General features: G+C 64.3%; 19 protein-coding genes. 9 read left to right on the top strand and 10 right to left on the bottom strand.

Translation table 11 applies throughout. The annotated features are described in order from the left end of the window. Positions 1–153 precede the first annotated feature (153 nt). A complete protein-coding gene (locus tag AAFG16_RS46135; RefSeq protein WP_342741087.1) occupies positions 154–1,119 on the bottom strand; it encodes an HWE histidine kinase domain-containing protein in 966 nt (321 codons plus the stop codon). Between the two features lie 163 nt (positions 1,120–1,282). Between AAFG16_RS46135 and AAFG16_RS46130 the strand changes: the two genes are divergently transcribed. Beyond that, on the top strand, positions 1,283–2,122 hold the full coding sequence (locus tag AAFG16_RS46130) for a glucose 1-dehydrogenase (protein WP_283082782.1): 840 nt from the start codon (positions 1,283–1,285) through the stop codon (positions 2,120–2,122). Positions 2,123–2,349: 227 nt separating this feature from the next. Here the strand turns inward: AAFG16_RS46130 and AAFG16_RS46125 are convergent, their stop codons facing one another. The 3 genes from AAFG16_RS46125 to sthA form a co-directional block, all read right to left on the bottom strand. Then, positions 2,350–3,726: a cytochrome P450 gene (locus AAFG16_RS46125; RefSeq protein WP_283082781.1), complete on the bottom strand. Its 1,377-nt coding sequence runs from the start codon at positions 3,724–3,726 to the stop codon at positions 2,350–2,352. A 167-nt stretch (positions 3,727–3,893) separates the two neighbouring features. Then, entirely contained in the window at positions 3,894–5,129 is a 1,236-nt protein-coding gene (locus AAFG16_RS46120) for an LLM class flavin-dependent oxidoreductase (RefSeq protein ID WP_283082780.1), read from the bottom strand. Positions 5,130–5,536: 407 nt separating this feature from the next. Continuing rightward, on the bottom strand, positions 5,537–6,928 hold the full coding sequence (gene sthA, locus AAFG16_RS46115; protein ID WP_283082779.1) for a Si-specific NAD(P)(+) transhydrogenase: 1,392 nt from the start codon (positions 6,926–6,928) through the stop codon (positions 5,537–5,539). 161 nt (positions 6,929–7,089) lie between these two features. Between sthA and AAFG16_RS46110 the strand changes: the two genes are divergently transcribed. Next, on the top strand, positions 7,090–8,502 hold the full coding sequence (locus AAFG16_RS46110) for an MFS transporter (protein ID WP_342735930.1): 1,413 nt from the start codon (positions 7,090–7,092) through the stop codon (positions 8,500–8,502). A 139-nt stretch (positions 8,503–8,641) separates the two neighbouring features. Further along, positions 8,642–9,814 carry a PHB depolymerase family esterase gene (locus AAFG16_RS46105; RefSeq protein WP_342735928.1) on the top strand — a complete coding sequence of 391 codons (1,173 nt, stop codon included), beginning with the start codon at positions 8,642–8,644 and terminating at the stop codon, positions 9,812–9,814. A 306-nt stretch (positions 9,815–10,120) separates the two neighbouring features. Here the strand turns inward: AAFG16_RS46105 and AAFG16_RS46100 are convergent, their stop codons facing one another. Further along, positions 10,121–10,801 (bottom strand): MBL fold metallo-hydrolase, encoded by a 681-nt coding sequence (locus AAFG16_RS46100; RefSeq protein WP_342735926.1) that lies wholly within the window; start codon positions 10,799–10,801, stop codon positions 10,121–10,123. Between the two features lie 173 nt (positions 10,802–10,974). Between AAFG16_RS46100 and AAFG16_RS46095 the strand changes: the two genes are divergently transcribed. Beyond that, entirely contained in the window at positions 10,975–12,573 is a 1,599-nt protein-coding gene (locus AAFG16_RS46095; protein WP_283082775.1) for an alpha-amylase family glycosyl hydrolase, read from the top strand. 165 nt (positions 12,574–12,738) lie between these two features. On the opposite strand, the gene AAFG16_RS46090 is transcribed toward AAFG16_RS46095, so the two are convergent. After that, a complete protein-coding gene (locus AAFG16_RS46090) occupies positions 12,739–14,439 on the bottom strand; it encodes an alpha-amylase family protein (protein ID WP_342735924.1) in 1,701 nt (566 codons plus the stop codon). A 280-nt stretch (positions 14,440–14,719) separates the two neighbouring features. On the opposite strand from AAFG16_RS46090, the gene AAFG16_RS46085 reads away from it, so the two are divergent. Continuing rightward, positions 14,720–15,211: an MmcB family DNA repair protein gene (locus tag AAFG16_RS46085; RefSeq protein ID WP_283082773.1), complete on the top strand. Its 492-nt coding sequence runs from the start codon at positions 14,720–14,722 to the stop codon at positions 15,209–15,211. A 183-nt stretch (positions 15,212–15,394) separates the two neighbouring features. On the opposite strand, the gene AAFG16_RS46080 is transcribed toward AAFG16_RS46085, so the two are convergent. After that, a complete protein-coding gene (locus AAFG16_RS46080) occupies positions 15,395–15,949 on the bottom strand; it encodes an ActR/PrrA/RegA family redox response regulator transcription factor (RefSeq protein ID WP_283082772.1) in 555 nt (184 codons plus the stop codon). Between the two features lie 103 nt (positions 15,950–16,052). After that, complete coding sequence (locus AAFG16_RS46075; RefSeq protein WP_342741086.1) at positions 16,053–17,375, bottom strand: ActS/PrrB/RegB family redox-sensitive histidine kinase; 1,323 nt, start codon at positions 17,373–17,375, stop codon at positions 16,053–16,055. Between the two features lie 105 nt (positions 17,376–17,480). Between AAFG16_RS46075 and AAFG16_RS46070 the strand changes: the two genes are divergently transcribed. The 4 genes from AAFG16_RS46070 (at position 17,481) to AAFG16_RS46055 (ending at position 21,895) form a co-directional block, all read left to right on the top strand. Beyond that, positions 17,481–18,281 carry an ABC transporter ATP-binding protein gene (locus tag AAFG16_RS46070; RefSeq protein ID WP_342735921.1) on the top strand — a complete coding sequence of 267 codons (801 nt, stop codon included), beginning with the start codon at positions 17,481–17,483 and terminating at the stop codon, positions 18,279–18,281. Positions 18,282–18,474: 193 nt separating this feature from the next. Continuing rightward, positions 18,475–19,293 (top strand): ABC transporter permease, encoded by an 819-nt coding sequence (locus tag AAFG16_RS46065; protein ID WP_342735919.1) that lies wholly within the window; start codon positions 18,475–18,477, stop codon positions 19,291–19,293. Between the two features lie 121 nt (positions 19,294–19,414). Next, positions 19,415–20,743, top strand: coding sequence for a polyhydroxyalkanoate depolymerase (gene phaZ, locus AAFG16_RS46060; protein ID WP_342741085.1), 1,329 nt, complete (start codon positions 19,415–19,417; stop codon positions 20,741–20,743). A 312-nt stretch (positions 20,744–21,055) separates the two neighbouring features. Beyond that, positions 21,056–21,895 carry a SprT family zinc-dependent metalloprotease gene (locus tag AAFG16_RS46055; RefSeq protein ID WP_283082769.1) on the top strand — a complete coding sequence of 280 codons (840 nt, stop codon included), beginning with the start codon at positions 21,056–21,058 and terminating at the stop codon, positions 21,893–21,895. A gap of 230 nt (positions 21,896–22,125) precedes the next feature. Here the strand turns inward: AAFG16_RS46055 and AAFG16_RS46050 are convergent, their stop codons facing one another. Then, the gene (locus tag AAFG16_RS46050; RefSeq protein WP_342735917.1) at positions 22,126–22,782 is read right to left on the bottom strand and encodes a hypothetical protein; all 657 of its coding nucleotides are present in this window, start codon (positions 22,780–22,782) and stop codon (positions 22,126–22,128) included. 518 nt (positions 22,783–23,300) lie between these two features. After that, a complete protein-coding gene (locus AAFG16_RS46045; RefSeq protein WP_342735915.1) occupies positions 23,301–25,523 on the bottom strand; it encodes a penicillin-binding protein 1A in 2,223 nt (740 codons plus the stop codon). Positions 25,524–25,656 lie beyond the last annotated feature (133 nt).

Below are 25,656 nucleotides of genomic sequence, written 5' to 3'. Positions count from 1 at the left end.
TAAGTTTGGTTAAGGGGTCCGCAGAAATACGGGGGTGTTTTCGAGGAAACTTGCGACGATGCGACGCGCGCTGGCGATCGTCATTAACAGAGGGTCAATGCCACTTGCGAAAGCGCGAGCGAGGTGCGCGGTTTGCTTTCGCTTGCGTCTGTTCTAGCCGCTCTTGGGGATGCGGCATTGCATGATGCAATGCAGGCCGGTCTGAAGATACGAGATCTCGGTCTTGCCCTCGAAGGCGAACAGGGCCGACTTCAGCAGTTTGGTGCCGAAGCCCGGCGCCGATATCTCGCCGACGCTCGGACCTTCGGTTTCATCCCAGGTGATGGTGAGGCGATCGCCGTTGACGGTCCACGACACCTGCAACAAGCCACGTGGCGAGGAGAACGCGCCATATTTGCCCGCGTTGGTGGCGAGCTCGTGAAACATCAATGACAGCGTGACCGCGAGCTTCGGCGGCAGGAACAGCCGGTCGCCGTTGAGCGTAAAGCGGACATGGCCGTAAGGCCCGAGTTCCGCGATCAGCAGATCGCGGATGTCGCAGCCACCCTTGTCGACCCGCGAGATCAGATCGTCGGTCGTGGCCAGCGACCGCAGCCGCGGGTCGATCCGGGCCCAGATCTGCGGCTGGTCGTGCAGCACCTGGTGCATCACGGCGTGCACCGTCGACAGCTTGTTCTTCAGCCGGTGCTGGAGCTCCTCGACCAGCAGCTTGCGATAGTCCTCTTCCTCGATCAGGCGCCTGGAAATCCGGCGCTGTTCGACCAGAAGCGAGCGATAGTGCTCGACGCCCCAGATAGTGAGCGCGCAGACCGCCCAATAGAGCGCCAGCAGGGCAAATCGCGCGCGATCGGCAAAGGCATCACCGAAATTCACGACGACGCCGAGCACCCCGCCGACGATCGCCGTCAAGATGCCGATCCGGAAGCCGCCGAAGGCGGTGGCAAAGAATACGGCAGGAAAGTAGGGGGTGAAATAGACGTCGGGCCGCACTTGCGCGAGCCCCCAGCGCGCCAACGTCGCGACCAGCACGCAGGCGACCGCAAAGGCGAGGCTCAGGCCGAGCGATGGCGGTGCCGCGCCCTGCCAGCCCTTGCGGAATTCGTCGATCAGCTTCTCCATGCGCGGCCCGGTCGCGATGTGCATTCGCCATGAATGTTACGCATGTCGTCAGCGCAAGCAAAGCTTGCCTTGTCGAAAGTCGGCAGGAATAGTGACCATCGCGGAGCCGTCATGCTCGGTGTCCGCCATTTGGCATCAAAACGTTCGAAAACAGGGACATTCCATGGGCAGGCTGGATGGCAAGGTGGCGGTGATCACGGGCGCGACGAGCGGCATCGGATTGCGGACTGCGGAAGTCTTCGTTGCCGAAGGTGCCAAAATTGTGATCGCGGGGCGGCGCATACCGGAAGGCGAGGCGCTGGCGCAGCAGCTCGGGGCTAACTGCATCTTCCGCCAAACGGATGTGACGGTCGAAGCGCAGGTGCAGGCGCTGATCGCGCTCGCGGTGGAAAAATTCGGCCGGATCGACTGTCTCTTCAACAATGCCGGCGGCCCGGCGCAGACCGGGGGCATTGAGGGCCTCGAGGTCGAGCGCTTCGACGCGGCGATGGCGACCCTGGTGCGCAGCGTCATGCTCGGCATGAAGCACGCCGCGCCCTACATGAAGAAGCAGGGTTCCGGCAGCATCATCAACAATGGCAGCATCGCCGGCCGCCTCGCCGGCTTCTCCTCGTCGCTCGTCTATGGCGCGGCCAAGGCGGCGGTGATCCATCTCACCAAATGCGTGGCGATGGAGCTCGGCGAGTCCAACGTCCGCGTCAACTCGATCTCGCCCGGTGCGATCGCGACCGGCATTTTCGGCAAGGCGCTGGGGTTATCGACCGACGCCGCCGAGAAGACGCCGGCGGTGATGCGCGAGGTCTACAAGACCGCGCAGCCGATCCCGCGTGCGGGCCTGCCCGACGACATCGCCCACGCCGCGGTGTTCCTTGCCAGTGACGAATCCAGCTTCATCAACGGCCACGATCTCGTCATCGACGGCGCCATGACCGGCGGCCGCAACTGGAGCCAGCAGCAGCAGGGCTTGAGCGCGTTGCGCAAGGCGTTTGATGACGGGGCGTAGCGGCTCCGGCGACGGTGCCGTAGGGTGAGCAAAGGCGCGCCCTTCGCGCGCCGTGCCCACCGAATGTCCCTATGTGAAAGATCGTGGGCACGGCGCTACGCGCCTTTGCCCACCCTACGAGACCGGATTTCCGTCATTGCGAGGAGCGAAGCGACGAAGCAATCCAGAATCCCTCCGCGGAAAGATTCTGGATTGCTTCGCTGCGCTCGCAATGACGGTGAGCTGATTCACACCGCTCTCACCCGCACCCTCAACCCATCCTTCGGCTTCGGGATCGGCCACATCTGCCAGTCCGGCTTGTAGCCCTCCTCCAGCGACACCTCGATGTTCTGCAGGAAGTGCCGCGCGAAGCACTTTGCCTGCATGTAGGCGAAGTGCAGGCCGAGACACATATGCGCGCCGCCGCCGAACGGCACGAAGGCGAAGCGGTGGCGGTTGCGCTGGGCCTCTTCGGTGAAGCGCATCGGATCGAAGCGGTCGGGCTCCGGCCAGATCTCCTTCATGTGGTGAGTATAGAGCGGATTGACGCCGACCGCGGTGCCGGCGGGAATCCAATATCCCTTGAAGCTGAAATCGCGCATCGCCCGGCGCGGCAGCGAGGGCACCGGCGGCCTGATCCGCAGCGCTTCCTTGAAGGCCATCTCCGTCAGCTTCATCTTGTCGAGATCGTCGAAGCTGCTCGGTACGTCCGGCGCGAGCCCGAGTGCGAGAACCTCGGCGCGCAGCTTCTCCTGCCAATCCGGGTTTGCCGCGAGCTCGCCGACAAAGGACGTCAGCGACGAGGTCAGCGTGTCGTGCGCCGCCATCATCAGGAAGCTCATGTGGTCGATGATGTCCTGCTCGGACAGCAGCGCGCCGTCCTCATGGGTGGCGCGGCAGAGCTGCGAGAACAGATCGTCGCCGCCGTGATTGCCGCGTCGCAGCGGAATCTGCTTGCGGAAATAGGCGACGATGCGCTTGCGCCCCTTCACCCCCCGCGCCATCTGCGTGCCCGGCAGCGGCTTGCGGATCGGGGTCACGGCGGCCGCGACCATGTCGACGAAGGCGCGGTTGATGTCGTCGACCTCCGGCCCGATATCGGCGCCGAGGAACGACGCCGCGGCAAGATCGAGCGTGAGCTGCTTCATCGCCGGATAGAGCTGCATCTCGCCGGGTCTGGCCTTCCACTGCGCGACGCGGCCTTCGATGCCGCGGTCGAGATCGGCCAGATAGGATTTCATCGGCCCGGACTTGAACGCGACCGACAGCGCCTTGCGATGCAGCCGGTGCTCATCGAAATCGAGCATCATCAAGCCGCGCGGAAACAACAGGCCAAGCACCTTGTTCCAGCCGTGCGTCGAGGAGAACAGCTTGCTCTGGTCGAACAGCACCAGCTCGTTGGCCTCGGGGCCGAGCAGCACGACGTTGGTCTCGCCGAAAATGTGGGTGCGATAGACGGGCCCGTACTTGGCGCCGTTCCGCTCGATATGTCCCTTGGGGTCGGCGAGCACCTTGAAGGTCACGCCGATGATCGGCCAGCCTTCATCGCCCGGGATGTGCGTCAGCTCATTGCGCTTGGGCGCGGTGTACTGAAGCACAGGCGTAGCCACATTCTGCATCGACATCACGATTGCTCCGGTTGGCGGACCGAACAGACATCGGGCGACCACGGCATTATTGCGGCCTGCGCGAAGGCGTGATCCGGAAAACTGCGCAGCGGTTTTCCGAAAGCATAGCACAGGCCGATATGTCTTGCGCGTGAACGTGGTTACGAGCGTAACTCCAACGAGGCCTAGCGCTTGGCCGCTTCCTTCTGCAGATCCGGCGCATTGACGGCTGGAATCGCGACGCGGCCCGGCCCGGTCACCTTCAGCGCCTCGGCGGCCTTCTCGTTCTCCATGATCTTGGCCATCACGGCTTGTCCGGCGCGTTCGAAGATCGCGCGGTTCTCGATCACGAATTTTTGCGACTTGCGCAGGCCGTCGATATAGCCGTTGATCTCCGGCACGACATAGCGCGCCACCATGTCCCAGCTCCGGCGGGTGGCTTCCGGATTGGCCCAGTCGTGCACGAAGCCGATGATGGCGCCGACACCGCCGGACACCTGCATCACGTTCTTGATGGTTTTGACGAGATCGTCGGGCGTACCGATGGTGGAGGCCGCGCCCTCGACGAAGGCGGTCTTGTCCACGGCCTCGTCGGGCGAGGAGAATGCGGTCAGGCCCGGCCGCTGCAGCGTGCCGACAGTATATTCATTGTGCCAGCGCATCAGCCCGGCGCCGGCCTCCCGGCGCGCCTGCTCGCGGCTCTCGGCGATGTGGAAGGTGAGCAGCACGCGCCAGTCGGCGCGGTTGACCTTGGTGCCGTGCTTCTTGGCGGCATCCTCGGCGAACTGCCATTGCTGCTGCAGTGACATCAATCCCTGCGTCGTCATCGAGCCCAGCGAGATGATGCCGATGCCGTATTTGCCGGCGAGCGTCATGCCTGACGGCGAGATCTGCGAGGCCACGACGAACGGCATCTCCTCCTGCAAGGGCAGGAGCTGGAGCGCGGCATCGTTCATGGTGAACCAGTCGCTCTTGGCGGTGACGCGTTCGCCGTTGAACAGGCGGCGGATGATGCCGATCGCCTCGTCCTGGCGGTCGCGCTGCGTCATCGGGTCGATGCCGAGCGTGTGCGCGTCGGAGGCGAGCGCGCCGGGGCCGGAGCCGAAGATGGCGCGGCCGCCGGTCATGTGGTCGAGCTGCACCATGCGCTGGGCGACATTGAAGGGATGGTGATAGGGCAGCGACACCACGCCGGTGCCGAGCTTGATCCGCTTGGTGCGCTCGCCGGCTGCGGCCAGGAACATCTCGGGCGAGGCGATCATCTCCCAGCCGGAGGAATGGTGCTCGCCGCACCAGAACTCGTCATAACCGAGCGCGTCGAGCTGCTCGACGAGGTCGAGATCGCGCCGGAACTGGAGCATCGGATGCTCCCCGATCGGGTGATGCGGGGCAAGAAAGGCTCCGAACTTCAGGCGCGCCATGGCGTTCTCTCCGGCTGAATTTTCTGTTTGTTGAAGTGATGAGGCTATGTGGTGGCGGAAGCGAACGCAATCGCGTGATGTCCCGCGCGGCGGAATGCAGCTATGTGCTGAGAGGCGACGGCGTCTCCTTCCCCTCTCCCCGCCTGCGGGGAGAGGGTCAGGGTGAGGGGCAGTCTCCGCGGGGACGGAAGTCGTTGGATTTTCCAGGTGGCCCCACGCCGTCATTGCGAGCGCAGCGAAGCAATCCAGAATCCCTCCGCGGAAAGACTCTGGATTGCTTCGCTACGCTCGCAATGACGCGTTGAGAGGACGTCGTTCCAGCGGAGATCCGACTCGCGGATACTCCCCCTCACCCGGATCGCAAGAGCGATCCGACCTCTCCCCGCAAGCGGGGAGAGGTAGAGAAATCACCGCGTCATCCTGTTCCACGCATCGAGGCCGGCGATCTTGTAGGCCTCGGCCAGCGTCGGATAGTTGAACGTGTTCTGGATGAAATAGTCGATTGTGCCTTTGAGGTTGAGCACGGCCTGGCCGATATGGATCAGCTCGGTGGCGCCTTCGCCGAGGATGTGCACGCCGAGCAGGCGGCGGGTCTTGGTCGAGAAGATCATCTTCATCATGCCGCTGTTCAGCCCCATGATGTGGCCGCGCGAGGTCTCGCGGAATCGCGCGATGCCGACCTCGTAGGGAATGCCGCGCGTGCGCACCTCTTCTTCCGTGAGGCCGGCTGTCGAGATCTCCGGCACCGAATAGATGCCGTAGGGGAAGAACTCCGGCGGCGCCAAGGGCTCCATGCCGAGCGCGTGGCAGGCAGCGACGCGGCCCTGCTCCATCGAGGTCGAGGCAAGGCTCGGAAAGCCGATCACGTCGCCGGCGGCGTAGATATGCGGCACGCTGGTCTGCAGGCTCACCGGATCGACCGTGATGCGGCCGCGATGGTCGACGGCGATGCCGGCGGCTTCGAGATTGAGGCGGTCGGTGGCGCCGACGCGGCCGGCCGCAAACAGCAGCATTTCCGTGGTGACGTGCCGTCCATCCGAGAGGTTCGTGACGATGCCGCCCTGTGCCGTCTTCTCGATCGACGTCACCTTGGAGCCGAGCCGCAGCGCGACGTTGCGGTCGCGCAGCTCGTGCATGAACTCGTCGATCAATTCCTTGTCGATGAAGTCGAGGAAGGTCGGGCGCGGCTCGATCAGGGTGACGGGCACGTCGAGCGCACTGAAGATGGTGGCATATTCGACGCCGATCACGCCGGCGCCGATCACGGCCAGGCTGCGCGGCAGTTTTGGCAGCTCGATGATCTCATCGCTGTCGAGCACGCTCGTGCCGTCGAACGGCACATAGTCGGGCCGGAACGGGCGCGTGCCGCAGGCGATCAGGATGAAGGCGGCCGACACCGTCTTGGTCTCGCCGATTGCGCTCGTGATCTCGACCTCGTGCGGCGAGACGAAGCGTGCCTCGCCATTGGCGGTGCGGACGAGATTGCGGCTGAACTGATGCTCGAGCACCTCGACCTCGTGGTCGAGCGTCTTCTGCAACCGGGTCATCAGGTCGCTGGCGGCGATGTCCTGCTTGACCCGGTAGGAGCGGCCGTAGAAGCCGCGCTCGCGCCAGCCGGAGAGATTGAGCACGGTCTCGCGCAGCGTCTTGGAGGGGATCGTGCCGGTGTGAACCGAGACGCCGCCGACCCGCCGGCCCTTCTCCACCACCAGCACGGCCTTGCCGAGCTTGGCACATTGCACAGCGGCCCGGCGCCCGGACGGGCCCGAGCCGATCACCACCATGTCGTAGTCGTACATCGGGAGACTTCCGAACCCCTGCAAAATCAGCAGGGAACCGACATGCAGCAATCGGGCCAGTGCGGCAAGGGGAAAACAAGTCCTACCTCCGAGGTAATCGCGCGGATGACGCCGATCTGCGAGCATCGCGCGCAAATAAATTTCCGAGAGCTGGCGCGCCGATGCATCAAACCGTCACAAAGCCCGTCGATTCGACCCGCCGCTGGTGGGTGCTGGCAATCGTCGTCGCCGCCCAGTTCATGTTTGGCGTCGACGCCTTCATCGTGAACGTCGCGATCCCGACCATCGCGGTCGATCTGCACGCGACGCCGGCGCAGATCGAATCCGTGATCGCGATCTATCTGATCGCCTATGCGACGCTGGTCGTCACCGGCGGCCGGCTCGGCGACATCCATGGCACCAAGAACGTGTTTCTCGCCGGTGTGCTCGGCTTCACGGCGACCTCGCTGTGGTGCGGGCTGGCACAGTCAGGCGCGGAGCTGATCATCGCGCGGCTGGCGCAGGGCGCGACCGCGGCGCTGATGGTGCCGCAAGTGCTGGCGACGCTGCATCTGCTCTTCACCGACGAGACGCGCAGCCGCGCCTTCGCCATCTACGGCATCGTGCTCGGGCTTGCCGGCGCGGCGGGTTTTCTGCTCGGTGGTCTCCTCGTCACGATCGACCTTGCGCACACCGGCTGGCGCTCGGTGTTCTTCGTCAACGTGCCCTGCGGCCTCATCATCGCGGCTGCGGCCTGGCGCATCGTGCCGACGGTGCCGCGGCGATCAGGCACGAAGCTCGACATCACGGGCAGCGCCGTCCTGTTCGCGGGGCTGCTCTGCCTGATCGGACCGCTGCTGTTCGGCCATGATGCCGGCTGGGCGCCCTGGCTGTGGGCGGTGATGGGATGCGGCGGCCTGATCCTCCTTGCCTTCGTGAAGCTCGAACACGCCGTCGCACGCAGCGGCGGCATGCCGCTGATTGACCTCACGCTGCTCGCGGATGCCGCCTTCCTGCGCGGGCTCGGCGCCGCGTTCTTTTTCTTCGTCGCCAATCTTTCCTTCTATCTGGTCATGACGCTGTTCATGCAGCGCGGGCTCAGGATCCCGCCGCTCGAAGCCGGCCTAACCTTCATTCCGCTCGCGCTCGCCTTCGTTGTTGCCTCGCGTCACAGCGGCGTGCGGGCGCGGCATCGCGGCACCAAGGTGTTGATCGAGGGCTGCGTGCTTCAGATCGCGGGCCTCGCCGCGCTCGCGCTTGTTGCGAACTCGATCGAATCGCCGACAGCAATCACGCTCGCACTCACCATGATCGTCTTCGGCTACGGTCAGGGACTTGTGATGGCGCCGCTGTCAGGCGCGGTGCTGTCGAGCGTCAAGCCCGTCGCGGCAGGCTCCGCCTCCGGCGCGTACGGCACGACCGCGCAGATCGGAAATGCGGCCGGAGTGGCCGCAATCGGCGCGGTGTTCTTCGCAATCGAAGCGTTGCAATCAGCGCGCGCAGGATTTCTCGTCTCGCTTGTGTTGTTTGTGACGTTAATCATGATCTGCGTCGCATTCTTGTCGTGGATGCGCCGCGCATCTGCACGAAGTTGAGGCAGTGCGGTTAATACGTGCTGATTCCTGCGGGTATTTGCGTGATTTCGGGTGATTGACAGCACACGGCCTTTTTATTTTGCACCGCAGCAACTATTTGGTTTGGGTGAACGTTGAACGTCGCCTGCCAGGAGTTGCCGTGTCGCTTGCCCGTAATCTCGATCTGTTGAGACATCTGCCGAAGGTGGATGGTCTGCGCCTTGCCGAGTTCGGCCGCAGCGCGGATGTGTCCAGCCCGCTGGAAGAACTCACGAACTTCGGCGGCAATCCCGGAAACTTGCGCATGTTCGCATTCGTGCCGGCGCAGCTTCAGAAGCCGCGCGCGCTGGTCGTCGTGCTGCATGGCTGCGGCCAGACCGCAGCCGGCTACGATCTCGGCGCGGGTTGGTCGACGCTTGCGAAGCACTATGGCTTCGCGCTGCTGATGCCCGAGCAGCAGCGCGTCAACAACGGCAACACCTGCTTCAACTGGTTCAATCCGGAAGACACCGCGCGGGACAGCGGCGAGGCGCGCTCGATCCGCGAGATGATCGCGCATATGGTCGAGGCGCATCGCATCGATGCGAGGCGCATCTTCATCACGGGCCTGTCCGCCGGCGGCGGCATGACGTCGGTGATGCTCGCGACCTATCCCGAGGTGTTTGCGGCCGGCGCTGTGATCGCAGGACTTCCCTACGGCATCGCCTCGAATTTGCGCGAGGCGTTGGACGGCATGTTTCATTCGCCGGTGCGCCCCGCGCGCGCGCTCGGCGATCTCGTCCGCAATGCCTCGGATCATCGCGGGCCGTGGCCGAAGATCTCGGTGTGGCACGGCAGCGCCGACCGCACCGTCAATCCCGGCAACGCCAACGAGATCGTCAAGCAGTGGCTCGATCTGCATAATCTGCCCGCGGTGCCGATGGCCGAGACCAATGTCGACGGCTATCCGCGCCAGGCCTGGTGGAACAAGGACGGTGAGACGCTGGTCGAATCCTACGCCATCACCGACATGGCGCACGGCACGCCGCTTGGGCTCGCCGACAACGACCAGCGCTACGGCATCGAAGGCGCGTTCCTGATCGAGGCCGGCATCTCCTCGTCCTATCACATCGCAAAATTCTTCGGCCTGACCGGCTGGATTCCGGACGCCGCGAAGAAAGCGGAGGCAAAGCCCACAACGCCAAAACCGGCGCTCCCCCCCGCGCCGCATCTCGCCCGCTCGATCCGCGCCGCCGTCGCCGAACAACCCGAGCCCAAGCGCGAGAAATCCCGTAGCTTCGATCTCGGCCAGATCATCACCCGCGCGCTCACCGCCGCGGGGCTGATGAAGTAGCCCGCTCGGAAAGCGCCACAATCTCCGCCGTCGTCCCGGGGCGCGCGAAGCGCGAGCCCGGGACCCATAACCACGGGCTGCAGTTTAGTGCGAGAGGATAACTCCGAGTCCCCGTAATCAGATCTTCCTGTGGTTATGGATTCTCAGATGCGCAATCGCGCATCATAGCTCGCGACTTCGTCGCGCCCCGGAATGACAGCTACTTCGTCGCGCCGATCATCTCGATCGGCGTCACCGTCACTTCGCGCATGATCCGGAAAAATGTGAAGCGGTTTTCCGATCAGATCATGCGCAAACAAAAAAACGTCACACCTCGCCCGTGATGAACGGATTGGTCATCCGCTCCTGGCCGATGCTCGAGCCGGCGCCGTGGCCGCAGATGAAGCCGACATCGTCGCCGAGCGGCAGCAGCTTTGTCTTGATCGAATTGATCAGCGTCGCGTGACTGCCGCCGGGCAGATCGGTGCGTCCGACCGAGCCCGCGAACAAGACGTCGCCGACATGGGCGAAGCGCAGCTCCTTGTTGAAGAACACCACGCTGCCGGGCGAGTGGCCGGGGCAGTGGAAGATCTCGAACGAGAGGCCGCCGATCGAGACGGTATCGCCCTCGTCGAGCCAGCGGTCCGGCGCGAAGTTGCGGACACCGGTCATGCCGAAGCGCGCGCCGCTCTCGACGACGTTGTCGAGCAGGAACTTGTCGGCCTGATGCGGGCCCTCGATCGGCACCTTCAGCGCATCGCGCAGCTCCGCGGCGCCGCCGACATGGTCGATATGGCCGTGGGTCAGCCAGATCTTCTCCACGGTGACCCCGGTCTGCTTGATCGCGTCCAAAATCTTCGGCACGTCGCCGCCGGGATCGATCACCACGGCCTTCTTGCCGGGCTCGTCCCAGATGATGGTGCAGTTCTGCTCGAACAGCGTCACGGGGACGATGATCGCGCCCGCCTTGGCTTGCGAGGATTCTTGGGTGTCATTTTGCTCGGTCATGGCGCCACAATGCCGATTTTTGTCATGCCGCCAAGCAAAAGATTCGTGCGAGCGGCTGGGGAACAGTCGCACCAAACGTCACACGGCCGTCCCAATTGGCTCGCCAATCTGAACCGGGGCGTTCCTGCCGCGTTCTGTCGCGCAGGGCAGAAATATCGGGTGGTACCTCCGGCATGGCACAGCGCGGCGAGACTTGGTGGCGCGACGGCATCTTCTATCAGATCTATCCGCGCTCGTTTCAGGATAGCAACGGAGACGGCGTCGGCGATCTCGCCGGCATTTTGCGCCGGCTGCCCTATGTCAAATCGCTTGGTGTCGACGCCATCTGGCTGTCGCCGATCTTTCCCTCGCCGATGGCTGATTTCGGTTACGACATCTCCGACTACACCGGCATCGAGCCGCTGTTCGGCACGATGGCGGATTTCGATGCGCTGCTCGCGGCCGCGCACGACAACGGCTTGAAGCTGATCCTCGATCTCGTGCCGAACCATACCTCGGATCAGCATCCCTGGTTCATCGAGAGCCGGTCCTCGCGCGACAATCCCAAGCGTGACTGGTACATCTGGCGCGACCCGAAGCCGGATGGCAGCGTGCCGAACAACTGGCTGTCCGAGTTCGGCGGCAGCGCGTGGGCTTTCGACGAGACCACAGGTCAGTACTACTACCACGCCTTCCTCGCCCAGCAGCCGGACCTCAACTGGCGCAATCCCGATGTCCGCGCCGCGATCTACGACGTGATGCGGTTCTGGCTGGAGAAGGGCGTCGACGGCTTTCGCGTCGACGTGATCTGGCACCTGATCAAGGACGCCGAATTCCGCGACAATCCGCCGAACCCGCATTACGTCGAGGGCCGGCCGCCGAACGAGAAGATCCTCACCCAATATTCCACCGACCAGGACGAGGTGCATGAGGTGATCGCGCAGATGCGGCGCGTCACCGATGCATATGCGGCGCGCGTGCTGATCGGCGAGATCTATCTGCCGCTGCACCGCCTGATGGCCTATTACGGCAACGATCTCACCGGCGCGCAGATGCCGTTCAACTTCGCGCTGCTCTCGACGTTCTGGAGCGCGCGCTCGATCGAGACCATCGTCGAGGATTACGAGAAGGCGCTGCCGAAGGGCGCCTGGCCGAACTGGGTGCTCGGCAATCACGACCGTCCGCGCGTGGCGAGCCGCGTCGGTGCAGAGCAGGCCCGCGTCGCCGCCATGCTGCTGCTGACCTTGCGCGGCACGCCGACGCTCTATTACGGCGACGAGATCGGCATGCATCAACTCGCGATCGCGCCGGAGGACGTGCAGGATCCCTTCGAGAAGAACGTGCCCGGCCTTGGCGTCGGGCGCGACGGCTGCCGCACGCCGATGCAGTGGGACTCGTCTGATTACGGCGGCTTCTCGGAAGCAAGGCCCTGGCTGCCGCTGCCCGAGGATCACATCCGCGAGAACGTCGTCAATCTCGATGCCGATCCGCGCTCGATCCTCAGCCTGTACCGACGTCTGATCGTCTTCCGGAGGACATGTCCGCCGCTGGTGTCGGGCGACTATCACCCGATCGCTGCGCAAGGCGACCTTCTGATCTATCGCCGCGCGGCCGAGGGCAAGGCGATCATCGTGGCGCTCAATCTCGGCCGCGAGCCGATCGCGGTGACGACGAGCGCGATCCGGTTTGGCAGCGAGATCCTGCTGTCGACGTTCCTGGATCGCGAGGGCGAGAGGCTCGAAGGCGTGCTCGATTTGCGCGGCAATGAAGGGGTGATCGTCGCGACGCCGTAGCTGTCGTCCCGGACAAACGGAGCGAGAGGTGGCCGGCACTATCTCCTCGTCATTGCGAGCGCAGCGAAGCAATCCTGGATCTTTCCGCGGTGGCAGTCTGGATTGCTTCGCTGCGCTCGCAATGACGATCGTTGAGACGGTGGAGCAAGCGACGGCAATCCGACATCACCCCGGATGCTTCTTCCCCCGCACCGTGTGCTCGTCGATATCATCCCGCTTCAAGAGATAATCCAGCCCACCGACGCGGTACCAGCGATAGCCATACGGCTCCAGCACGACGCGGTGCTGGCCGCGCTTGTCGGCGTGGCTGTGGTCTTCCGCGAGCAGGTTGATCAGGTGCGCGCCGGCATCATCAGGCAGCCCCGCCGAGAACGCGATCTCGCGCGGCTTCTCGTCGAGATTATGCACGAACAGCACCGAATTGTTGCGCCAGTCGTAGCGCATGATGAAGATGGCGGGATCACGCGTCGGAATCACCGTGAAATCGCCCCAGCCGATCTCCGGGACCTCCTTGCGCATGCGGACGATGCGCTCGGTCCAGTTCAGCATCGAATTGGGATCGCGCCGCTGCTTGGCGACATTGACGTGCGGGTAGCCGTAAGGGCCCTTGTCGATCACGGGGCAGGCCGGCTTGTCGCTCTTGGTGAAGCCGCCATGCGGCTCGGTCGACCATTGCATCGGCGTGCGCGCGCAATTGCGCTCGGGCAGCGAGAGATCGTCGCCCATCGCGATCTCGTCGCCGTAGCGAATCACGGGCGTTCCCGGCAGCGTGCACATCAGGCTGTAGGCGAGCTCGAGCCGCCGGCGGTCGCCACCCAGCATCGGCGCAAGGCGGCGGCGGATGCCGCGGTCGTAGAGCTGCATGTCCTTGTCGGGGCCGAAGCTTTTGAACACCGTGTCGCGCTGCGCCTTCGTCAGCCGTCCGAGATCGAGCTCGTCGTGATTGCGCAGGAACAGGCCCCATTGTGCCGTGGCCGGCCGCGGTTTTGTGGCTTTCAGCGCCTTGGCGAGCGGGCGGGAATCGGCGGAGGCCAGCGCATAGAACAGATGCTGGTTGACGTGGAAGTTGAACATCATGTGCATCCGGTCGGCGTCGCGGCCGAAATATTCGAGATCGGTCTCGGGCAGCACATTGGCCTCGGCGAGGATGATGGCGTCGCCCTGGCGCCATTGCAGGAATTCGCGGAACGCGCGCAGCATGTCGTATTGCTCGACCGCCTTCTTCACCTTGGCGCCCTTGGTCGCGATCACGAAGGGCACGGCATCCATGCGGAAGCCGGAGACGCCGAGCTGGATCCAGAAGCCCATGATCTTCAGGATCTCGGCCTGCACATGCGGGTTCGAGGTGTTGAGGTCAGGCTGGAAATCGTAGAAGCGATGGAAGTAGTACGCGCCGGAGTCCTTGTCGCGCGTCCAGGTCGATTTCTGCACGCCGGGAAACACCATGCCCTTGTTGGCATTGGCCGGCTTCTTGTCGGACCACACATACCAGTCGCGATAGGGAGAATTCTTGTCGCGCCGCGCCTCCTTGAACCAGTGATGCTGGTCGGAGGTGTGGTTGACGACGAGGTCGATGATGATGCGGATGCCGCGCTGCTGGCAGCCATGGGTGAACTCGACGAAATCGCCGAGCGTGCCGTAGCGGGAATCGACGCTGTAATAATCGGCGATGTCGTAGCCGTCGTCGCGGCCTGGCGAAGTCTGGAACGGCATCAGCCAGATCGTGGTGATGCCGAGCCCGTGCAGATAGTCGAGCCGGCGGAGCAGGCCCTTGAAATCGCCGACGCCGTCGCCGTTCGCATCCATATAGGTGCCGACGGAGAGGCAATAGATCACGCCGTTCTTGTACCAGAGATCGTCGATCATGCGCGGGCAGCCTCGATGGTCCCGCCGAGGTGCGGCGGCTGCGTGATAAGTGCGTGGGGAAGGGGAGGTTCCCCGATCTCCACTGTCGTCCCGGGGCGCGCAACGCGCGAGCCCGGGACCCATAACCACAGGGAGCAGTTTTGCGGAGATCAGGAGTGACCACTTCGCTCCACAACTCCACCCTGTGGTTATGGATTCTCAGATGCGCAATTGCGCATCATAGCTCGCGCTACGCGCGCCCCGGAATGACGGGCACAACGGAATCGGCTAATCTCCCGCCATGGACAACACCGCCCGCAACATCGCCCTTGTTCCGCCGCCGGACCGCCGCCAATCCGAAACCGCGCTCGCCATCGCGCGCGGCACCGCGCGGCTCCTGCGCTCGCTCGGCTTCTCCTGCATCAGCGAATTGCCGCTGCCCTCGGGCCGGCGTGCCGATCTCGTGGCGCTGAACGAGCGCGGCGAGATCTGGATCGTCGAGATCAAGTCGTCGGTCGAGGATTTGCGCGCCGACCAGAAATGGCACGAATACCGCGCCCATTGCGACCGGCTGTTCTTTGCCTTCACGCAGGATCTGCCCTGCGAGATCTTTCCTGAAGATACCGGCCTGATCATCGCCGACGCCTACGGCGCGCACATGCAGTGCGAGGCCCCCGAGCACAAGCTGCCCGCGCCGACGCGCAAGCAGATGACGGTACGCTTTGCCATGGCGGCGGCGTTACGGATCAACCGCCTGGTCGATCCGCAAGGCCACGCGGATTTTTGGGAATGATTTCGTAGCCCGGATGGAGCGCAGCGCAATCCGGGACAGCTGTATCCTGGCGCAAGATTCCCGGATTACGCTGCGCTCCATCCGGGCTACACAGGTGCCGTAGGGTGGGCAAAGCGAAAGCGTGCCCACCAATTAGAGAGGGTGGGCACGGCGCTGTGCGCCTTTGCCCACCCTACGACACCGTTATCGCGGCGCGCGCTTGGCCAGGATCCGCTGCAGCGTGCGGCGGTGCATGTTGAGCCGGCGCGCGGTTTCCGAGACGTTGCGGTTGCACATCTCGTAGATGCGCTGGATGTGCTCCCAGCGGACGCGGTCGGCCGACATCGGGTTGGCCGGCAGCTCGGATTTCTCCGCGTTGGTCGAGAGCAGCGCGGCGACGACGTCGTCGGCATCCGCGGGCTTGGAGAGATAATCGATCGCGCCCATCTTCACCGCGGTCACGGCGGTGGCGATGTTGCCATAGCCGGTCAGCACGATCGCGCGCGCGTCGGGGCGCTTCTTCTTCAGCGCCGAGACCACGTCGAGACCGTTGCCGTCACCGAGCCGCAAGTCGACGACGGCGAATGCCGGCGCCGCCTTGCCGATCTGGGCAAGACCGTCCGAAACGGTATCGCACGAGGTCACCGCAAAACCGCGTGTCTCCATCGCGCGCGACAACCGCTCCAGGAACGGCTTGTCGTCTTCCACGATGAGCAGCGAGCGGTCGGCCTGTTCGTTCAGTTCGGCGATGGCGTTCAAGGTGTTGTCCTCTCTCCAGCGCATCTACATATGGCGTCGCAATCGGGCGGTGCCAAGGCCGCCGATAGTCGATCGGCCCTGCTGTGCGACGCAAGGTCGCGGTCTATCCTATTGTTTCTTCGAGCGTCTCGATAGCCTCAAAACGCTCCCGCGGCCACGTGACCTGGACCACTGCACCGTGTTCCGGAAAGGTCCGGTTGGTAAACGAGACCTTGGCACCGGTACGCTCCAGCAGCGTGCGCGCGATGAATACGCCAAGTCCGAGGCCGCGCTGATCGCCACCGCCGTCATCGACGGTGCGCCGCCGCGACAGATAGGGCTCACCGATCCTGTTAAGGATATCGGGCGGAATGCCGGGGCCGTCGTCGGAGATCACGAGCTCGATCGCGTCCTTGTTCCACCAGGCATTCACCTCGACGGTGGTGTGGGCGAAATCGACCGCGTTCTCGACGATGTTGCCGACGCCGTAAAGGACCGCCGGATTGCGCGAGCCGACCGGCTCGGCGGCGGCCGTCACCGCGATCCGCACCTTGATCTCGACGCCGAAATCGCGGTGCGGGGCCACCACCTCCTCGATCAGCTCGGACAGCTTCATGCGGTCGAACGGCGCGCCGGTGGAGGAGAGCTGGGTAATCTTGCTCAAGATGTCGCGGCAGCGCTGGGTCTGCTCGCGCAGCGTCTTCAAATCGGCGGCAAAGACCGGATCCTTCACGGTCTTTTCCAGTTCGCGCGAGATCAGGAAGATGGTCGCGAGCGGCGTGCCGAGCTCGTGCGCGGCGGCGGCGGCGAGGCCGTCGAGCTGGGTCAGATGCTGCTCGCGCGTCAGCACCAGCTCGGTCGCGGCCAGCGCGTCCGCAAGCTTGCGCGCCTCCTCGGTCACCTGGAAGGAATAGAGACTGGTGACGCCGATGGCGAGCACGATCGAGAGCCAGACGCCGACGAGATAGATCGGCGGCAGCACCAGGGGATCGTCGGAATCCCACGGCAGCGGAAAATGGAAGAAGAACAGGATCGATGCGCAGGCAACGGCCAGCAGGCCGAGGCCGAAGGTGAAGCGGGCCGGCAGCGCGGTCGCCGAGATCAGCACCGGCGCGAGGAAAAGGAAGGAGAACGGGTTCTGCAGTCCGCCGGTGAAGAAAAGCAGCCCGGCCAGCTCCACGATGTTCAGCGCAAGCAGCCCGGCCGCCTGCATCGGCTCCAGCCGCTGCATCGGATTGGCCGCGGTCTGGAGTCCCAGATTGAGCGCCGCCGACAGGGCGATGATGCTGACACAGGGGACGATCTCGACGTTGAACTCCAGCCCCTGTGCCACGATGAAGATCGCGGCGAGCTGGCCGAGCACGGCGAGCCAGCGCAGCCGCAGGATGGTGTCGAGCCGGATATGCCGCTGCGCGGGGCGGAAGCCGGAAGCGGCGATTTCGGTCATATCGGCCAATGTGGCGGTGCCTTCTCGATCACAAGCGCAGGGCTGGCGGAACCACCGGATTACAAGCCTTGCGCTATCCGCTGCAATAGCAGAAGAACGGCCAGCATGACCGAGAATGGCAAGGCTTCAAGTCGGCCGACTGTCGCGGAGCACAGCTCCCCGGCGATCGCGGTCGATCATCTGGTCAAGGTCTACAAGCAGACCCGCGCCGTCGAGGGCATCTCGTTTTTGCTGCCGCGCGGCAGCATCACTGGGCTGCTCGGCGGCAACGGCGCCGGCAAGACCACGACCATCGCGATGATCATGGGCCTGGTGCTGCCGACCTCCGGCCGCGTGCAGGTGCTCGGTCATGAGATGCCCGCGGAGAGCGCGGCCGTGCTGGGGCGGATGAATTTCGAGAGCCCCTATGTCGACATGCCGATGCGGCTCACGGTGCGCCAGAACCTGACAGTTTTCGGCAAGCTGTACGCAGTGCAGAACCTCTCCGATCGCATCGCAAAGCTCGCCGACGATCTCGACCTCACGGATTTCATCGATCGCGCCAACGGAAAGCTCTCCGCCGGGCAGAAGACCCGCGTCGCGCTGGCGAAAGCGCTGATCAACCAGCCCGAGCTGCTGCTGCTGGACGAGCCGACCGCCTCGCTCGATCCTGACACCGCCGACTGGGTGCGAGCCCATCTCGAGAGCTATCGCAAGGAAAACAACGCCACCATCCTCTTGGCCTCGCACAACATGCTCGAGGTCGAGCGGCTGTGCGACCGCGTCATCATCATGAAGCGCGGCCGCATCGAGGACGACGACACGCCGGAGGCCATCATGGCCCGCTACAACCGCACCACGCTGGAGGAGGTGTTTCTGGACGTCGCGCGCGGCCGGGGCAACGGCGCGAAGGAGGCGGCGAGGTGAGGGGCCATATCCGTCCGTCATTCCGGGGCGCGCGGAGCGCGAGCCCGGAATCCATAACCACAGGCCGCGGCTGTGGGGCGAGACTGGTGACTCCGACTCTACGCCAAATTCAATCCTGTGGTTATGGATCCCGGGCTCGCGACTACGTCGCGCCCCGGGATGACAGACTCCATCCAGGCTACGAGATGCGCCCATGACCGACATCACCCTCCACCGCGGCATCTCCGCCCACCGCATCGGCGCGATGATCCTGCGCTACTGGTACCTGCTGCTGTCGTCCTGGCCGCGGCTGCTCGAATTGCTGTACTGGCCGGCGCTGCAGGTCATCACCTGGGGCTTCCTCCAGCTCTACATCGCGCAGAACGCCAACTTCTTCGCGCGCGCCGGCGGCACGCTGATCGGCGCCGTCATCCTCTGGGACATCCTGTTCCGTGGCCAGCTCGGCTTCTCCATCTCCTTCCTGGAAGAGATGTGGGCGCGCAACCTCGGCAATCTCATGATGAGCCCGCTCAAGCCGATCGAGTTTCTGCTGTCGCTGATGATCATGAGCCTGATCCGGCTCGCCATCGGCGTCATCCCGATGACGCTGCTCGCGCTGTTCCTGTTTCACTTCAACGTCTATGCCCTCGGCCTGCCGCTGATCGCCTTCTTCTGCAATCTGATCTTCACCAGCTGGTCGGTCGGGATCTTCGTCTCCGGCCTGGTCGTACGAAACGGCCTCGGCGCCGAGAGCATCGTCTGGACCTTGATGTTCGCGGTCATGCCGCTCGCCTGCATCTATTATCCGGTCAGCGTGCTGCCGGTCTGGCTGCAATATGTCGCCTGGGCGCTGCCGCCGACCTATGTGTTCGAAGGGATGCGCGCGCTGCTGATCGAGAACACCTTTAGGAGCGATCTGATGCTGGGTGCGTTGGTCATCAACGCGGTGCTTCTGGTCGCCTCTTTTGGGGCATTCCTTGCCCTTTTGCGCAGCGCCAAAAAGCACGGCTCACTGCTCTCGGCTGGCGAATAACGTCACTTTCCCGTGGATTCAGGCTGATTTAACCCTGTTCGCTCCGTAGATGTACGGGACCATGCATTGACGCAATATTACGCATTCGGCAGTATGCTGCGATGCGAAGAGGGATATGACGATGCCTATTGGTGAGTTCGGCGGCGCGCCGCCCCTGGCTGCAGAAGGCAGTCCGGTCCTGACGACGCCGATGTACTGGATGTACGAGATGGCACAGGCCTCTCTCAATCCGGCGCGTGCGGTCACCGATGCGACCAAGCTGCTGTTTCAGAATCCCCTCAATCCATGGGCGCGCACCGAGGTCGGCAAGTCGGTCGCCGCCGCCTGCGAATTGTTCGAGCGCACCACGCGCCGTTACGGCAAGCCGGAATGGGGCCTCGACGACACCGAGGTCAACGGCATCCGCGTCCCCGTCGAGGTCCGCTCGGTCTGGGAAAAGCCGTTCTGCAAGCTGCTCTACTTTGATCGCAAGTTCGCCCGTCCGCTGCGCAGCCCGCAGCCGCGCGTGCTGATCGTGGCGCCGATGTCCGGCCACTATGCGACCCTGCTGCGCGGCACAGTCGAGGCCTTCCTGCCGGCGCATGAAGTCTACATCACCGATTGGGCCGATGCACGCATGGTGCCGCTCAGCGAAGGCCGCTTCGATCTCGACGATTACATCGACTATGTCATCGAGATGCTGCACGTCCTCGGCGGCAACACCCACGTGATGGCGGTGTGCCAGCCCTCCGTGCCGGTCGTCGCGGCTGTCTCGATCATGGATGCGCGGCGCGATCCGTTCGTGCCGACCTCGATGACGCTGATGGGCGGCCCGATCGACACCCGCCGCAATCCGACCGGGGTGAACAAGCTCGCGCAGGAGCGCGGCATCGACTGGTTCCGCAACACCGTCATCACCAAGGTGCCGTTCCCGCATCCGGGCATGATGCGCGACGTCTATCCGGGCTTCCTCCAGCTCAACGGGTTCATCAGCATGAACCTCGATCGGCATATGGACGCCCACAAGCGCCTGTTTGCCAACCTCGTGAAGGGCGACGGCGACCTCGTCGACAAGCACCGCGATTTCTACGACGAATATCTCGCGGTGATGGACCTCTCGGCCGAGTATTACCTCCAGACCGTCGACACCGTGTTCGTGAAGCACGCGCTGCCGAAGGGCGAGATGACCCATCGCGGAACGCGCGTCGATCCGTCCAAGGTCACTCGCGTCGCATTGATGACGGTCGAAGGCGAGAACGACGACATCTCAGGGCTAGGTCAGACCGAAGCGACGCACACTTTGTGCAGTTCGATTCCCGATCATCGCCGCGTTCATTACGTCCAGAAGGGCGTTGGACATTACGGCGTGTTCAACGGATCGCGCTTCAAGTCGGAAATCGTGCCGCGCATCCATGACTTCATGGTCTCGGCGGCGAATCCGACCTCATTGCAGGCTCTCGCGGCCGAGTAACAGCGTTTTCGAGCGAAGTGGCGACCGGTTCGCGTAAAGAAAACGCGTCAAAAGAAGAATCTAGAGCCGTTCCGATTACATCGGGACGGCTCTAGTCGCCGATTTCGGCTTTCCCGTCGAAATTTCAGGCCCTCCCCGAGGTTCCAGGAGGGCCGGGTTCCCGCCAGATTCGAGGTATTTAGGTAGCGCTCTAGGAGTGAGTCCGTCCTCACCCCTTGGGGGTGCCGCATGCGTCCAGCGGGGGCGAAAAAAGCGGGTTCCAACCCCAGTCTGTAGGGTCTCCCGGACGTCAGACCGCTGTATATTGGGCAAATGATTTGTTTTTGCGCCGAGCGCTTTCCCTGGCGGCGGTTATGGCAGAATCCGGGCGAACTCCTGCTCCCCGGACTCACAGACATGGCCACACGCGCGCTCCTCTATCGGCGGCCCCACGAACCAAAGACCCTCGTCATCACCCACGGATCGCAATTTTTTGCGATTCGGCTGCGCAGACATCGCCGAGCGCGCCGTTACACGCTCAGAATTCATCCGAGCGACCGCGAAGCCATCCTCACCATGCCGCCGCGCGGCACGCTCGTCGAAGCAAAAGACTTCGCGCAGCGTCACGGCGCGTGGATCGCGGCTCGTCTCGGCCGTTTGCCGAAGGCTGCGCCGTTTCAGCCTGGCACAGTGATACCGCTTCGCGGCACGCCACATCGCATCGTTCATCGCGCCGGCCAGCGCGGCACGGTGTGGACCGAGATGCGTGACAGCGGCGAACGCATTCTCTGCGTCGCCGGCGGGCTCGATCATGTCGATCGCCGCGTCGGCGACTTCCTCAAGCGCGAGGCGCGCCGCGATCTGCAGCGCTCGGCCGAGGTCCATGCCGCCGAGCTCGGCGTCAGGGTCAAGCGGCTCTCGATCCGCGATCAATCCAGCCGCTGGGGTTCCTGCACCTCGGCGGGCTCGCTGTCGTTCTCCTGGCGCCTGATCCTCGCGCCGCCCTTCGTGCTCGACTATCTCGCCGCCCACGAGGTCGCCCATCTCGTCGAGATGAATCACTCGGCGCGGTTCTGGCGCGTCTGCGGCAAGATCTGCCCGTCGATGGAGCGCGCCAAGAAGTGGCTCGACACCTACGGCAACGATCTGCACCGGTACGGGGCCGAGGATTAGGGCTCGGCTGAGAGTTAAGCCTCGCTGTTGCCTCATCTGACGCTGTCATCGCCCGCCTTGTGCGCACTTGCGCACTGGAGCGGGCGATCCAGTATTCCAGAGGCCGTTCTTGTTAAGCCGATAAGCCGCGGAGTACTGGATTCCCCGCCGGAGCCTGTCATCGGGCTTGCCGAAGGCGAGACCCGGTGGCGCGGAATGACAGCGGAGAACGGGGCGGCATCAAGCAACCGTCACGCACTGAAATCCGCACTCGTCCCCGCCTGCGCGCGTGATGCCGCATACGACGCCTGCTGCTGCGCGGTCGCCCTTTGCCCCTCGGCCAGCATCGCCTGGAACGCCGCATCGAGTTGCTCGCGGCTATAGGTCGTGGACCTGCTCTCACGCGGTGTCCATTGCGATTGGGTGATCGCGGTGGGCGCCTTTTCGACGGTGCCGCCAAGCCGCTCGGCGTATTGGTCGGCCCGCCACTGCGCCAGGTCAGGTCCGCTGAGACCTGGAGGGTCCTCGAGCTTGCCGATCTTGGCGGCCGCTTGATTGATCATCGCCGAGGACCCGGCATTGTACAGAGTGGCCACCACTTTGCCGTCGACTTTGACCTGAGCATAAATGTTCTGAGGTGCATTGTCGGCGACGACATCTTGGGGGGCATTCGTCTCATGGGCGATCAGCCAGTGCGTTGCCATGAGGTCGTGTAGGACGGGATCATCTACCGCCGATATCGGCTTGGCAGTCAGCGGCTTGACTTGGGAGACGTCGATCCGGAAGCCGCTGGTCGCCGTGTCAGTCGCATCCGGTGCCACCGGCTGGAGACCCGATGCCGCATTTGAAGCTGACGTTGACGCGGGCCGCAGCTGAGGCAACGCCGCGCTGGACAAACTTGAAATCATGGAACGCTCCTCCGCACTTTGCTCAACCTATGAGAGCAAATCCCGGGCCGCTGTCGGGGGCTTGAAGAGACTGGTGTTTTTACTTTCGGGGAGCTGCGGCCTGCGGAGAATCTTGCCGCGCTAGGCAGGACTTGCCGTAGCGGCGGCGGGAGATGCTCGAGCTGCGAGTCCAGGAAACACCGTCATCGCCCGCGAAGGCGGGCGATCCAGTATTCCACCAGCGCCAGTGATTGAGTCGAGAGGTCGCGGTGTGCTGGATTCCCCGCCGGAGCCTGTCATCGGGCTCGCCGAAGGCGAGACCCGGTGGCGGGGAATGACGACGGAGACGGAGGCGACGTCAGCGAGTGTTGCTCGATTCTCGCCACACTTCGCGATGATTGCGCGAGACGCGTGATTTACCCCGCCGCGTCAAGCGCTTCGTACCATCCGCCGCGCACAGCGCCTGATATCACCGCCTACTGTGCATGGGGTTGTTTTCGCAGTTTGAGTTTGGAGGCCTTGATGACCTCAAGCCGAAGCTATCGATTTCCACCAAACAGCCGGTCCATCAGCCAGCCATCCAGCCCCGCGGCGGCTTCCGGCCGCACATTGGCGCGCGTCGGCGGTGGCGGGCGATAGCCGCCATTGCTCACCGGCGCCGGTGCGGGCAGAGGCGCGGCCGGTGTCGGCGGCGACACCTGCGAGGCCGCCTGCGCGAGGTTCGACAGGCCCCAGCTGGCTTGCGAGTTTGGGAGGTTCGCCACCGGCACGCCTTCGTGCGCCGTCCTCATGAAGCGCGACCAGACTTCGACCGGCAGGCCGCCGCCGGTCGCCTTCTTGGTCGGCGAGTTGTCGTCATTGCCGAGCCAGACGCCGGTGACGAGGCTGGCGGTGTAACCGATGAACCAGGCGTCGCGATAATCCTGGCTGGTGCCGGTCTTGCCGGCCGCCGGCCAGCCCGGGATCTCCGCCTTCTTCGCGGTGCCCGATATCAGCGTCTCCCGCATCATCGCGTTCATCATGCCGACATAGCGGGGATCGATCACCTGATTGCGCTCGTCGGGCTGGCGCATGTAGAGCAGCTTGCCGCTGAGCGTCCTGATCCGCGTCACCACATGCGGGGTGACGGCCAAGCCGCCATTGGCGAAGGGCGCATAGGCGCCGACCAGCTCGACCACGGAGACCTCCGACGTGCCGAGCGCGATCGAGGCGTTGGGCTCGAGTTTCGAGGAGATGCCGAGCCGGTGCGCGGTGCGCACCACGTTCTTCGGCCCGACCTCGAGACCGAGGCGGATCGCGACCGTGTTGAGCGACATCGCCAGCGCCTGGGTCAGCGTCACCGCGCCGAAATATTCATGGGTGTAGTTCTCGGGCTTCCAGCCCTTGACCTCGATCGGCGCGTCCTGGCGCACCGTATCAGGCGTCAGCCCCTGCTCGAGCGCGGTGAGGTACACGAATGGCTTGAACGACGAGCCCGGCTGGCGCTTGGCCGTGACCGCGCGGTTGTACTGGCTGTCGGAATAGTTCCGCCCGCCGACCATGGCGCGCACCGCGCCGTCGGGCGTCATCGCCACCAGCGCGCCCTGGCTGACATTGAACTTCACGCTCTTGGCCGCGAGCTCGTCGATGATGGCGGCTTCGGCGACGCTCTGCAGCTTCGGATCGATCGTGGTCTCGACCTTGATGCTCTCGTCGATCTGTCCGACCAGATCGTCCAGCACCTCGCCGATCCAGTCGGCGACATAGTTGACCGTGCCGGCGCCGGCCGGCTTCACATTGTAGGAGGGATGACCGATCGAGGCTTGGGCCTGCGCGTCGGTGATGAATTTCGCGTCCGCCATCGCCGCGAGCACGACTTGGGCGCGCGCTTCGGCGCCTTCGGGGTTGCGGTTGGGCGCAAGGCGCGAGGGCGATTTGACGAGACCGGCCAGCATCGCGGCTTCCGCGACCGTGACGTTCTTGGCCGACTTGCCGAAATATTTCTGCGCGGCTGCTTCGACGCCGTAGGCGCCGGAGCCGAAATAGACGCGGTTGAGATAGAGCTCCAGGATATCGTTCTTGGAATGCTTGCGCTCCAGCCAGATCGCCAGCTCCGCCTCCTGCAGCTTGCGCTGCATGGTCCGCTCCTGGGTCAGGAACAGGTTCTTGGCGAGCTGCTGCGTCAGAGTGGAGCCGCCCTGCGACACGCCGCGATGGAGCACGTTGGTGACGAGGGCGCGCAGGATGCCGATCGGATCGATGCCGAAATGCGAATAGAAGCGGCGGTCCTCGATCGCGATGAACGCCTTCGGCAGATAGGGCGGCAGATCCTTCAGCGCGACATTGGCGCCGGCCATCTCGCCGCGCTGCGCCAGCATGCTGCCGTCGATGCCGACGATCTGGATCGTCGGCGGGCGCTTGGGAATCTCCAGCGACTGGATCGGCGGCAGATGGGCGCCGACATAGATCACGACGCCGATCACGGCGATCACGCCCCACAGGCTTAGCACCGCGCCCCAATAGACCAGCCGGCCGAGGCGGAACCCTCCGCGCGATTTCGAGCGGCGCTTGGCGCCGCTGCGGCTCGCCTGAGTCTTCCGCTCGCGCGGCGGCTCCTCGTCGGGCTCGTCGGCTTTGCGCTTGGCGGATGATTTGGCGGATTTCTTCGGCGTGTCGTCGCCGCCGGGGATGCGGTCCGCGGCGGTCAGGCGCAGATCGGCGAGCGCAGCAGGCAAGCCGAACAACGGCTCCTTCCGCCCACCTTTTTTCTTTCCCCACGCCATACGCAAAACGCCCGGTCAGACCGCCCCGCCGCACGCTAGCGGTCGCTGTTTAAGGCCCGGTTACCCCGGCGTTAACGCGCGATTAGGAGATGCGGCCTTCGCCCGCCGCAGTTCCGCTTCCCGGGCGTGGGAG

Origin of the sequence: Bradyrhizobium sp. B117 (assembly GCF_038969555.1) — a bacterium.
Lineage (GTDB): Bacteria > Pseudomonadota > Alphaproteobacteria > Rhizobiales > Xanthobacteraceae > Bradyrhizobium.
This window is presented reverse-complemented; position numbering and strand designations above follow the sequence as displayed.